Here is a 12,331-nt window from a genome sequence, read left to right on the forward strand (position 1 = left end):
CCGATGCAAAATTTTCAGGATTGCCAAAGATGTTTATCGGGGCAAACACAAGCATTACTCCTTGACATGGAATTTAGTGGCTGCTCTTGTTAACTTACGCTATGGCTGTATTTAGGAAAGATGTCTAATATAACTAACTTTAGTACTATATAAAATTTAAAATAATGGATTATTTACCGCTTTTTTTAAAATTACATGATCAACCTTGTTTGATTATTGGTGCAGGTGGAATTGCTGCGCGTAAAATTGATGTGCTTGCAAGTGCCGGAGCTATTATTACTGTGGTGGCTCTTGATTTCTGTAAACCTATACGGGAGATGCAGACTAAATATAAACTTACATTTTTGAAAAAAACATTTGAACCCAGTGATGTAAATGGCTTTAAATTAGTTGTATCAGCTACCAATGATACTCAAATAAATATTTCTGTAGCTCAAGTTGCGATAGCTAAAGGAATTTTAGTAAATGTAGTTGATAATCCTGCACTTTGTAACTTTATTTTTCCAGCGATTGTCGACCGATCACCTATTATTGCAGCTATTTCATCAGGTGGTGGGTCACCAGTTTTAGCTCGTTTGTTAAGGCAGCGGTTAGAGAGCATTATTCCTCATCAGTATGGAAAATTAGCGCAGCTCGCAGAAAATTTTAGACAAGAGGTTAAAAATGTTATTCAACAAACGACACAGCGAAGGATCTTTTGGGAAGATGTTTTAGAAGGGAAAATTGCAGAATTAGTTTTTGCCGGTAAACAACAGCAGGCAAAGAGTGAGTTGAGACAAGCAATCGCTGATATTTCAAGGAAGTCAGCAATTGTAGGAGAAGTATATTTAGTAGGTTCAGGGCCAGGTGATCCAGATTTACTGACATTTCGAGCCCTCAGGCTTATGCAGAAGGCCGATGTAATCGTCTATGATCGTTTAGTTTCACCAGCAATTTTAGATTTAGCCAGACGTGAATCCACTAAAATATATGTAGGTAAACAAAAGGGTAACCACAGTTTCCCACAAGACTCGATTAACAATTTGTTGGTAGATTTAGCTAAGCAAGGAAAGCGAGTAGCGCGATTGAAAGGAGGGGACCCATTTATTTTTGGTAGGGGTGGTGAAGAAATTGTCACGCTTATGGAGAACGGGATAAATTTTCAAGTGGTGCCCGGTATTACTGCGGCATCAGGGTGCGCTTCGTATGCGGGAATACCTTTAACGCATCGCGATTATGCACAGTCAGTTACATTTGTAGCTGGACACATGAAGGATGACACAATTGATCTTAATTGGAAACAATTAGCTGCGGCGAATCAAACACTGGTAATTTATATGGGGTTACATGGCTTACTTAAAATCTGTGTTAACTTAATATTACATGGGGCCGATAAGGATTTACCTATCGCATTGATAGAGCGAGGGACGATGGCGCAACAAAGGGTATTTACGGGAACATTAACTACGCTTCCTGAAATAATAAAACCACTTACGATTCAGGCGCCAACTCTTATTATTGTTGGGAATGTGGTAAATTTACGGGCACAATTAAAGTGGTTCAATGATTCTGATAATTCTCATTCATTGAGCTAATGCCTGTTGAAATAATGAACTAATCTTGCTAGTTTTTTATTCAGTGCCTATACTACCGGTTGTAAAAATCGCATTAGGTATTCTGGGACAGTCTGTCTTTAGAATTTAAACGGGAAGTAGGTGAGTTTGCTTTAAAGGCTAACAAAACCTACGCTGCCCCCGCAACGGTAAACAAGTAGAAAATTTGCATAAGCCACTGTGTCATTCATGGGAAGGCGTAAATTTTTGGAATAATTTCCGCTTGTAAGCCCGGAGACCGGCCTAAGGTGATCGTCAGATTTGTACGCGGAGGGCGTTCAGATGGATTGCTGTTCCCGTGTCCATCTTTTTGTTTTCTCCTTCTGCAAATTATTTTTTTAACACGATCAATATTGTGTTATTTACTTATTATTGCCTTTCACAGGAGAAAAATATGTCTTTAGTACCTTTATTAACTGCTAACGTCGATACACCATCCCTTTCAAATGCTTTAAAAGATAGCATCTTACCTAGCCTGCTTGCCGGCATATTAGGTTTGGCGCTTCTGTATGGTGCAGGTTTTTCTGAAACGATACAATTTCACAATGCAGCGCATGACGGTCGTCATTCCGCCAGTTTTCCGTGCCATTAATGTGCTTAACCTGTCTACCTTCAAGATACTTGTAGTCTCTGCGCTATGGTCAGGGCTCTGGACAGGTTTATTGTTGACGGCTCTACAGAGTATTCAAGTTATTCCAGTATTAATCCAAGCCGAAGCTTATGAAAAGCAAGCAACGGTCACAGTTATTACTGCTCATACTCATGACGATAGTAAAGAGACCAAAATACATGATCATCATGAAGCCGTAGAATGGCAACCCGGAAATGGTTGGGAGAGAACAGTTTATACGGCGGTGACCAATATTAGTTTGGCTGTCGGTTTTGCGCTATTGCTGGGCGCTACCATTAATCTGCGCGGCCCGGTTAGTCATTGGCGTAACGGTTTGCTGTGGGGCTTGGCGGGTTACACTGTTTTTTTTGTCGCACCCTCATTGGGCTTGCCTCCGGAAGTTCCCGGTACTGAAGCAGCTAATTTACATGGTCGACAGCTTTGGTGGTTGATGACTGTTTTAATGACTACCGTTGGACTGTGGCTACTGTTTTTTTCTAAAACCAGGTTAAATAAACTACTGGGGTTCCTATTGCTGGTATCGCCTCATTGGATAGGCGCACCGCAACCCGACGTTCACAGTAGTGCCGCACCCGCTGAGTTGGCTCATCTCTTTATAGCGGCAACTGCTTTTGCCAACGCGGCATTTTGGTTGGTTCTGGGTAGCTTAATGGCATTTTTTTCAAGCAAACATCAGGTCTCTAAAAAATAATGCGTACCCATTCCAAACATGTACTAATGTGTACCGGTTCACGCTGCACGCAAGACGGCAAGCAAGGCGAAGCAATGTTTAAAAAGCTGGGTGAAAAAATCGATAGTCGCCCTGAATTAAAAGTAAAACGAACCCGTTCCAACTGTTTTGCTGTCTGCAAAAACGGTCCAATATTAGTTATTTATCCTGAGGGGGTTTGGTATAGCTGCACGGATGAGTCGGTGCTGGAGCGCATAGTCGAAGAACATCTGCAAGGTGGTAACGAAGTGAGTGAGCATATTATCCACCGCTTGGGTGTGGGTGATGTCTGAGCTTAAAGCGATGAGCGCATCAATTGCATTATTGACCCATACCGCCAATGATTTAACCGTGTTACACAATGCGCTAGGGCAACTGCCTGAAGATTTTGCGCAAGTGACCGGTTTTAATCTACAGACATTGGAAAGTGAAGCGCAACAACCAGCGGTACTTATCCCTCAACTGGCTTCAGCGCGAATCATTGTGTTGCGAGTATTAGGCGGGTTGGGTAGCGTACCGGACTTTCCGGAGTTGCTAAAACAAGTGCAAAGCAGTGGACAGCACTTAATTATCATCAGCGGCACGGGCGAGCCTGATCCTGAATTAGCGGCAGCTTCAACCGTATCAATGGATGTGCTGCATCAGGTACTCACTTATTTCCAAGCCGGTGGCAGTATTAATATGGCGCAGCTTCTACGCTATCTATCCGATCATTTTTTATTGACCGGCCTGGGATTTGAACCTGCGATAGCGTTACCGGAACACGGTATTTATCACCCTGATTTACCGCAAAATGCCGACATTAACGACTGGTTAACTATCCGCAATATCGAATGTCCCAGTGTCGGCATAGTTTTCTATCGTGCACATTGGATGAGTGGTAATACCCGCTTTGTCGATGCCTTAATTACCGCAGTGGAAAAGCTCGGTCTGGCTGTCTTGCCTGTATTTACTTCATCCTTGCGTGCGGGTGGCGGTAGCGATACCTTGCCGACCGCCTTGCGCTATTTCAGTAATGAACAAGGCACGCATATCGACGTTTTGATTAATACCACCGCGTTTGCCATGGGTGAGATTACAGCCGGTGGAATAACTCCCGCAGGTTGGTCAGTGTCGGTATTGGAACAGCTTAATGTCCCCGTGTTGCAAGCAATTACCAGCGGCATGACAGAATTACAGTGGCAGCTATCCCCGCGCGGATTAAATCCACTGGATGCCGCCATGAACGTGGTCTTGCCGGAATTCGACGGACGCATTATTACCGTTCCGTTATCGTTTAAAGCCAGTGCCAGCGGATTGCCGAATGAGCTGATTGAATACGCGCCCATGCCGGATCGCGTCACCAGAATTGCAGGTATTGCCGCGCGGTTTGCACGGCTTAAACGACTCGATAATGCCGATAAACGCATTGCTTTTGTGTTTACCAATTCGAACAGCAAAGCCTCGCAAATCGGCAATGCCGTCGGGTTGGATGCGCCAGCCTCGCTAATGCACATCTTAAACGCCATGCAAGCCGATGGTTATTGCATAGCTAATCTTCCGGATAACGGCACTGCGCTTATCCACGCATTGATAGACCGTTGTGCTTACGATAATACCTACCTCACCGGCGAACAGTTGGCAAATGCGGTCGGCCGTGTTTCCACAGTGCAATATGCCGAGTGGTTTGCTGATTTACCTGGTGAAATGCAGGAGAAAATAATTGCACAATGGGGTGCGCCTCCGGGTGAAGCTTATGTGCATAACGGTCAACTGGCTTTAGCCGGGCTTGAGTTGGGAAATGCCATTGTTATGCTACAACCGCCACGCGGTTATGGCATGGATCCAGATGCTATTTATCATCAGCCAGACTTGCCACCGACGCATCACTACTACGCTTTATATCGCTGGTTAAAAGATGAATGGCAAGCAGATGCCATTGTGCATGTTGGTAAACACGGTACGCTGGAATGGTTGCCGGGTAAAGGCGTGGGACTGTCGGAGCAGTGCTTTCCTGATGCGCTATTAGCTGACCTGCCGTTATTTTATCCTTTTATTATCAATGATCCTGGCGAAGGCGCGCAGGCCAAACGCCGGGCCCATGCCGTTGTGGTTGATCATCTTACGCCACCGATGACTACTGCTGATACTTATGGCGCATTGGCGCAATTGACGCAACTGGTGGATGAATACTATCAGGTAGAAATACTCGATCCCGCAAAACTGCCGCTATTGCAGCAGCAAATATGGGAGCTGGTGAAAGAGACTAATCTGAATGCGGATTTGCAAGCCCGGTTATTACATCATGATCACGACCACTCACATGACGAGCATGAGCACAGCCATCATGACCATGATCACTCACATTCACACGCCCCTCTTTCTGCCAAGAATACGCCAGTAACCGGCGCTCTAAAACCTGCTATTTTTAAGCCGGTTCAGACGGGAAAAGGCATTTTTAAGCAACCTTTAAAGCAGGTTCATACGCACACGCATGATCATGATCATGATCAAAACAAGCTGCCTACTGTCTTAACCAAAATGGCAGGATCAGACATTGCCCATTTGATCGAAGATTTGGATGGTTATCTGTGCGAACTGGGTGCGGCACAAATTCGCGATGGCTTGCATATCTTGGGGCAATCGCCCGAGAACGAACAGCTGGTTGACATGCTGGTTTCCCTCACGCGTTTGCCCAATCAGGCTATTCCGGGGTTACAAATGGAAATCGCCACGCTGTTCAATTTGGCTATTTATAGTCTGCTAGAACATCCGGGACGTCGTCTGGATAAACCATGCAGCCTTTTTGAACAACTTGCAAAGCGAGCCATCGTAACCAATGCGGATGCACTGGAAATGATTGAAACCTTTAGCCGGAACTTGTTTGGTGAATTGCAACAATACGCTTATAACGCAATCGCCATTGACGCCGTTTTAAAGAAAACATTTCTCCATTGCACAAATGACTTCAGCGCAATTCAGCAGGTGCTTGGCTTTGCCTGCCATCAGTTAGTGCCTAATCTTGCAAGGGCCTCAGATGAAATTGATAATCTCTTGCGCGGCTTGTCCGGTGGCTATATACCAGCAGGCCCCAGTGGCTCACCGACACGCGGCATGGCGCACATTTTGCCAACAGGCCGCAATTTTTATTCGGTTGATCCACGTAGCGTACCGTCCCAATCAGCATGGCGAGTCGGTCAGCAACTGGCCCATGAAGTGCTTAATCGCTATCAAATTGAAGCTGGTGATTATCCGGAGAGTGTCGCCATCAGTACCTGGGGAACCAGTGCAATGCGTACCCATGGTGATGATGTCGCACAAATTTTGGCATTATTGGGTGTTCGCCCTCTTTGGCGTCGCGAAAATCGTCAGTTGATCGGTGTTGAAATCATTTCACTGGAGGAGCTCAAACGACCGCGTATTGATGTTACAACACGCATCAGCGGATTTTTTCGTGATGCTTTTCCGCAATTAATTGATTTAATCGATGATGCGGTTAATGCGGTTATTGCGCTGGACGAACCGCTATCACAAAATTTTGTCCGTAAACATTATCTGGCAGAATTGGATAAGTTGATCGGTAACGGGCTAACGGAGGAGGCTGCTTCACAGCGGGCTGGTTACCGTATTTTCGGTGCGAAACCAGGCAGTTACGGCGCAGGCATCTTGCCGCTAATTCAGGAAAAGAACTGGCAAACTGATGCCGACTTTGCAGAAAGTTATATTAATTGGGGTGGCTATGCCTATAGCCGCCGTGAACAAGGAAAAGATGAGTGCGAGGCGTTTCGCACTCGTTTATCCGGCGTTCAAGTTGCGTTACACAATCAGGACAATCGCGAGCACGATATTTTTGATAGTGATGATTATCTGCAATTTCATGGCGGCATGATCGCGACTATCCGTGCCTTAACGGGTCAACAGCCACGTCACTATTTCGGTGACAGCCATGATCCGTCCCATCCTCAGGTCAGGGATTTAAAAGAAGAAACCTTGCGCGTTTTCCGTTCGCGGGTAGTCAATCCAAAGTGGTTGGCGAGTATTCAGCGTCATGGTTATAAAGGTGGCTTGGAGCTAACTGCAACGGTCGATTATCTGTTTGGCTATGATGCCACAGCGCAAGTCATGGATGACTGGATGTACGAACAAGTTGCCGAAACTTATGCGATGGATCCCGAAATGCAGAGCTTTCTGCAAGAGGCGAATCCATGGGCGCAGAATGCCATTGCCGAACGCCTTCTGGAAGCCGCCAGTCGAGGCATGTGGGCAGAACCTCAACAACAAACGCTGGACGCACTGCAAGCCATTTATTTACAGAGTGAAACATTGTTGGAAGCGCGCGGCGAAACACCGCGACTTGCTTGAGATCATTATGACTTTTCCCTTTTCTGCAATCGTTGAACAACCGCAATTAAAAACGGCGCTATTACTGTGTGCGGTTGATCCATCATTAGGCGGCGTATTAATACGCGGTGACAAAGGTTCGGCAAAAAGTACGGCCGCCAGGGCGCTAACAGGAATTCTTCCCTTCATAGAAAAAGTGATGGGGTGTGCGTTCAATTGCGCTCCCGGTGCGCCCTCTGAACATTGCGAAATATGTAGTGCTGAAAATGCACTGTTACTCGCCAGCCCCGTTCCCTTTATCACCTTGCCCTTAGGGGCAACAGAAGACCGTGTAGTGGGAACACTGGATTTGGAACAAGCACTGAAAGGTGCCAAACGCGTTTTCCAACCCGGCTTACTGGCAGCCGCGCATCGCGGCATACTGTATATAGACGAAGTCAACCTGCTCCCCGATCATCTGGTGGATGTGCTGCTTGATGCAGCGGCCATGGCCGTCAACTCGGTACAACGCGAAGGCTTGTCTGTTGTGCATCCGGCTCGTTTTACCTTAATCGGCACGATGAACCTTGAAGAAGGCGATTTACGTCCGCAACTGTTGGATCGTTTTGGCTTGATGGTTGAAGTAACCGCGCCGCGCGATAAAACTTTACGCGCTGAAGTTGTGCGTCGCCGAATCGCTTTCGAAGCCGATTCTGCAGGTTATGCCGCCACCTGGCATCAAGAACAAGATGCGCTATGTGAGCAGCTTGCCACTGCACAAATTTTATTACCCAAAGTCATATTGGATGATGCCTTACTCGATCTTATCAGTCATTTGTGTTGTGAGTTTGAAGTCGCCAGCCTGCGTGCCGACATTGTTATACATAAAGCATCACGTGCCCTCGCTGCATTAGCCGGGCGATTAAAGGTAACACCTGATGACGTGCGTGGCGCAGCGGAGCTGGCGTTACCGCACCGACGCCGACGAAAACCTTTTGAACAGCCTGGACTGGATCAGGAGCGTCTTGATGAGTTGATGCAACAAGCACTTCAGGCACCGAATGAACCGGGTTTGGAGTCGAATGTCGATCAGGACAATGAAGCACCTCAACCGGATGCCAACCCAACAGAACCGCAGGTATTTGTTGCAACTGCCGCAGGTAATGCACCGCGAATTTTAGTGGACACTCATAGTCAATACGCCGTTGTTGGTAAACGCAACGTGGCAACGGCAGCTCCGCGAGGACAGGTTACACAGGTTGTACCGGATCAAAATCCAAACAGTCTTGCAATTAGTGCAACACTACGCAGTGCAGCATTACGCGATGCCAATTTTAAGGTAACGAAACACGATTTACATCAACAAATTCGCAGTGGTAAAAGTGCTAATTTGATATTGTTCGTAGTTGACGCCTCAGGTTCTATGGCTGCACAACGGCGCATGGAAGCCGTCAAAGGTGCAGTACTAACATTACTGACCGATGCCTACCAGCAACGTGATCAAGTTGCCGTTATCTCATTTCGGGGTGACTCTGCACAGTTGTCACTACCACCCACCCGTAGCGTTGATCTTGCCGAACAGCAGTTACGTGAATTACCGACAGGTGGTCGAACGCCGTTGCCTCACGCACTGGAACTGGCTTTGGAAACACTAAGTAAAGCTCACGAACTGCCACCGTTGCTGGTATTGCTGACTGATGGCAAAGCCAATGTTTCCTTAAACGAGGGTGGTGATCCCTGGCAACAATCACTACAGTTTGCTGAATTATTCGCCGACCAAGGCATTCCTGCATTAGTGCTGGATACCGAAACAGGTTATTTACGCTTTGGAAAAGCCCGCCAATTGGCAGAAGCACTTAGGGCAGAATACTTAACATTGGAAGAGTTGTCAGCAGAAAATTTGGCGATAACGATACGTGGCTGCTTTAAATCAAACTAAACGGGACGACTAACGCTAACCGACCAAAGTCGGTAGTTTTAATCAAATAAATTTATTCAACATTATAAGAACCGGGGTACCCATGAAGACATCACGTTTAAAAAACACAGCGCTAGCCGTCACGCTATTGGGTTTGGCGACACCTGCGTTGGCGCATACCGGCATGGATGCAACCCATGATTTTGTTGCTGGTTTGGCTCATCCATGGCAAGGTTTTGATCATCTTCTAGTGATGTTCGCCATTGGTTTATGGGGCTGTATGTTGGCTGGCAAGCTAGTGTGGCAACTGCCATTGAGTTTTTTAATGCTAATGTCCGCAGGTGCAGGTCTACATTTTTCAGGTTTTACGTTGAGTTTTACAGAGCAAGGGGTTGCTTTATCAGTGATTATATTTGCAATTATCACCTTGTTTAACCTTCGCACATCAGCTGTTATGGCGATAAGCTTAGTGTCAGTATTTGCAGTGTGTCATGGTTATGCACATGCTTCTGAAATAGCAACCGGCGCAGATCAATTGGGTTATACCTCCGGCTTTTTGTTAAGCACCGCCATCTTACATAGCCTCGGTATTTTCACAGGTTTGTTAAGTATCAAGATTGCTGAAAAAATACAGCTAAAACCAGCTACACACCAATCCCTGTTGTACAGCTTGTTACGCCGCCTGCCTACCCAACACCTTAACAACTAATCCTGTCGTTAAAAATCATCGAGCTCTGTGTACAACATTATTTAAGAAATTATGATCAACAGTTTAAAGAAAAAAATTAAAGGCCAACCATGATTATCTGCATAGGCGCAGGTCCTGGTAATGTTGGGTATTTAACGCAGCGCGGTGCAGAATTGATTCGCAATGCCGATGTAGTTGCCGGATTTGATGCGGTGGTTAACGTCATTCAAAGCCTGATTCCGGCTACGGCACAAACCGTCCTGATGAATTACCGCGACCAGACATCGCAGTTGGCAACAGTGGCCGAAGCACATCATGCCGGCAAGCGCTGTGTGGTGGTTTTTATGGGCGATATCCATTTTAGCGGCTTTCAATACCTGGAGCGGGTCGAGCGGGCTTGTGGTCATCCGGTGGAAACATTACCGGGCATATCTTCTGCGCAAATACTCGCCTCGCGCGCCAAAGTCTGTTTTGATGAAACTACTTTTATTACCTTTCATCGTCGTGGTGACCTTGGCCCTTTCAAGCGTCATCTGGTGCATGTGTTGCAAGACCAGCGCAATGCTATCGTGATTCCCTGTCCGTGGGATGCCGCGCGTTCCTTCATGCCGCGTCATATTGCCACTTATCTGTTGGAACAGGGCGTACCGCCTGAGCATCCGACCGAAGTCTGGGAAAACCTGACCCGAGCCGACGACTGCATGGATGCAGGAGGTAGAGCAATGCAGGGAGCAATTGCCGAGGCGGAATGGCACGGCTCGCTGGCCGATTGTGCAGACAAAGAATTCAGCGATATGAGCATTATGTTAATTCGCACCTTGAGTCCCATGTCCAGCCAAATTGAACCTTAAATAATGCCAGCAGATAATAAAAACACCTTCGGTATCGTGATCGCAGGACATGGCAGCCGGGATCCCGATGGCATTCAAGAGTTTGAGCAACTGGTTGAGTTGATCAAAAAACGCGCGCCACAACATATCGTCAGTCATGGCTATCTGGAGTTCGCCAGCCCGACCATCGATCAAGCGATTATCGCTCAACTTGACGCAGGTACACAACAAGTAGTGATGGTGCCTGCGGTGTTGCTGGCAGCAAGCCATGCCAAGAACGACATGCCGAGCGAGTTGCTGGCTTTTGCACAAACCCATCCCGACATTGACTTTCATTTTGGCGCACCGCTGGGACTGCATCCGCTGTTGTTGCAAGTCGTTCAGGAGCGCATTGTCGCTGTTGAAGCCCTATCGCCGCATACGATTCGTCGTGACGATACCTGTTTGGTGCTGGTTGGGCGCGGCACAACGGATCCCGATGCCAATGGTGAAGTCTCAAAATTCGCCCGTATGATCGAAGAAGGCATGGGCTTTGGCACTGCCTTTGTGTGTTACTCCGGCACTGCTAAACCGCTGGTCGCGGATGGCTTGCGCGCCGCCGCTCAATTGGGCTATGCACGATTGATTGTTGTCCCCTTCTTTTTGTTTGATGGCGTTTTGGTTAAACGGATTTATGCCGCCGCCGATGCTCTACGGGAGCGGGAACCAGCATTGGAAGTCCTTAAAGCCGGTTATCTGGGCGTCCATCCTTTCGTTGCTGATGTACTCATCGCACGGGCACAAGAAGCGGTAGAAGGTCGTGCGGCGATGAACTGTGCCCTGTGCAAATATCGGGTGCAAATTGTCGGATTTGAAGAACAGGTCGGCGAACCGCAACGCGCGCATCATCTTAAGGTGCGAGGTCTGCTGGAGAAAGACGTGACGCCGGGCAATGTTAATCCTGAATTTGCTCCTTACGTGCCGCATTCGATTGAAGCTGAAAGCTTCCGCATTATCGCGGCCGGACGTGATTGGTCGACTTTCCCTGCCGCCCATTTGACCATTCTGCAACGGCTGGTGCATACCAGCGGCGATTTTAATGCCGTCGATGACATCTATTTTTCAGCCGGTGCTGTTGAAACCGGAATTCGCGCCCTGTTACGTTGCAAAATGATTGTGACCGATGTGACGATGGTGCAGACTGGACTGAAACGGGCGCTGTTGGAACAACTGGGTATCGAAACTTGGTGCGGTGTGCATGACAACGAAACCGCACTGATGGCTGAGGCACAAGGTATCACCCGTTCCGCAGCCGGAATACGCCGTGCCTGGGAAAAGTTTGGCAACGACATAGTACTCTCTATCGGTGATGCTCCAACCGCTATTATGGAGACGACACGTCTGATCCGCGAACATGGCTGGCGACCCCAACTGGTGATCGGTTTGCCTGTTGGCTTTGTCGGCACCTGCGAAGCGAAAGCCGAACTAAAACGCTGTTTGCAAGTGCCGCGCATCACCAATAGCGGCACGCGCGGCGGTTCGCCCTGGGCGGCCAGCGTGATTAACGGTTTGATGATCGATGCGGTGAATCAGCTGGCCTCTGTAAGTGCGGATTTGCTTGTGCCCCAGAGGCTATCCAAACAAAGTGACAGGGATAGCCTGATTACGCTGCTCTAACCCGGCCT

Annotated in this window: 9 protein-coding genes and 1 riboswitch; all 9 genes read left to right on the top strand. The window is 47.6% G+C overall.

What is annotated here, in order from left to right; genetic code table 11:
- Positions 1-164 precede the first annotated feature (164 nt).
- The 9 genes from cysG (at position 165) to N7974_RS05310 (ending at position 12,323) form a co-directional block, all read left to right on the top strand.
- Positions 165-1,574: a siroheme synthase CysG gene (gene cysG, locus N7974_RS05270; RefSeq protein WP_262964604.1), complete on the top strand. Its 1,410-nt coding sequence runs from the start codon at positions 165-167 to the stop codon at positions 1,572-1,574.
- A gap of 58 nt (positions 1,575-1,632) precedes the next feature.
- A riboswitch (cobalamin riboswitch) is annotated at positions 1,633-1,853 on the top strand.
- Between the two features lie 133 nt (positions 1,854-1,986).
- Positions 1,987-2,184 (top strand): CbtB domain-containing protein, encoded by a 198-nt coding sequence (locus N7974_RS05275; RefSeq protein ID WP_243217158.1) that lies wholly within the window; start codon positions 1,987-1,989, stop codon positions 2,182-2,184.
- Positions 2,147-2,914: a CbtA family protein gene (locus tag N7974_RS05280; RefSeq protein WP_262964605.1), complete on the top strand. Its 768-nt coding sequence runs from the start codon at positions 2,147-2,149 to the stop codon at positions 2,912-2,914. Before N7974_RS05275 ends, N7974_RS05280 begins: the two co-directional genes overlap by 38 nt.
- A complete protein-coding gene (locus tag N7974_RS05285) occupies positions 2,914-3,225 on the top strand; it encodes a (2Fe-2S) ferredoxin domain-containing protein (RefSeq protein WP_262964606.1) in 312 nt (103 codons plus the stop codon). The genes N7974_RS05280 and N7974_RS05285 overlap by 1 nt, the downstream gene beginning before the upstream one ends.
- Positions 3,218-7,273, top strand: coding sequence for a cobaltochelatase subunit CobN (locus N7974_RS05290; RefSeq protein ID WP_262964607.1), 4,056 nt, complete (start codon positions 3,218-3,220; stop codon positions 7,271-7,273). Before N7974_RS05285 ends, N7974_RS05290 begins: the two co-directional genes overlap by 8 nt.
- A 7-nt stretch (positions 7,274-7,280) precedes the next feature.
- Positions 7,281-9,170 carry a magnesium chelatase subunit D family protein gene (locus N7974_RS05295; RefSeq protein ID WP_262964608.1) on the top strand — a complete coding sequence of 630 codons (1,890 nt, stop codon included), beginning with the start codon at positions 7,281-7,283 and terminating at the stop codon, positions 9,168-9,170.
- 82 nt (positions 9,171-9,252) lie between these two features.
- On the top strand, positions 9,253-9,858 hold the full coding sequence (locus tag N7974_RS05300) for a HupE/UreJ family protein (protein ID WP_262964609.1): 606 nt from the start codon (positions 9,253-9,255) through the stop codon (positions 9,856-9,858).
- 89 nt (positions 9,859-9,947) lie between these two features.
- A complete protein-coding gene (locus tag N7974_RS05305) occupies positions 9,948-10,688 on the top strand; it encodes a cobalt-precorrin-7 (C(5))-methyltransferase (protein ID WP_262964610.1) in 741 nt (246 codons plus the stop codon).
- 3 nt (positions 10,689-10,691) lie between these two features.
- Positions 10,692-12,323, top strand: coding sequence for a precorrin-8X methylmutase (locus tag N7974_RS05310; protein ID WP_243217151.1), 1,632 nt, complete (start codon positions 10,692-10,694; stop codon positions 12,321-12,323).
- The last annotated feature ends 8 nt before the right edge of the window (positions 12,324-12,331 follow it).

The sequence above is a fragment of the Methylobacter psychrophilus genome (assembly GCF_025583945.1).
GTDB lineage: Bacteria > Pseudomonadota > Gammaproteobacteria > Methylococcales > Methylomonadaceae > Methylobacter_C > Methylobacter_C psychrophilus.

Excerpts from the sequence above, each read along its gene's own strand:
- cysG (WP_262964604.1), top strand. The coding sequence starts at position 165 with ATGGATTATTTACCGCTTTTTTTAAAATTACATGATCAACCTTGTTTG.
- N7974_RS05275 (WP_243217158.1), top strand. The coding sequence starts at position 1,987 with ATGTCTTTAGTACCTTTATTAACTGCTAACGTCGATACACCATCCCTT.
- N7974_RS05280 (WP_262964605.1), top strand. The coding sequence starts at position 2,147 with ATGACGGTCGTCATTCCGCCAGTTTTCCGTGCCATTAATGTGCTTAAC.
- N7974_RS05285 (WP_262964606.1), top strand. The coding sequence starts at position 2,914 with ATGCGTACCCATTCCAAACATGTACTAATGTGTACCGGTTCACGCTGC.
- N7974_RS05290 (WP_262964607.1), top strand. The coding sequence starts at position 3,218 with ATGTCTGAGCTTAAAGCGATGAGCGCATCAATTGCATTATTGACCCAT.
- N7974_RS05295 (WP_262964608.1), top strand. The coding sequence starts at position 7,281 with ATGACTTTTCCCTTTTCTGCAATCGTTGAACAACCGCAATTAAAAACG.
- N7974_RS05300 (WP_262964609.1), top strand. The coding sequence starts at position 9,253 with ATGAAGACATCACGTTTAAAAAACACAGCGCTAGCCGTCACGCTATTG.
- N7974_RS05305 (WP_262964610.1), top strand. The coding sequence starts at position 9,948 with ATGATTATCTGCATAGGCGCAGGTCCTGGTAATGTTGGGTATTTAACG.
- N7974_RS05310 (WP_243217151.1), top strand. The coding sequence starts at position 10,692 with ATGCCAGCAGATAATAAAAACACCTTCGGTATCGTGATCGCAGGACAT.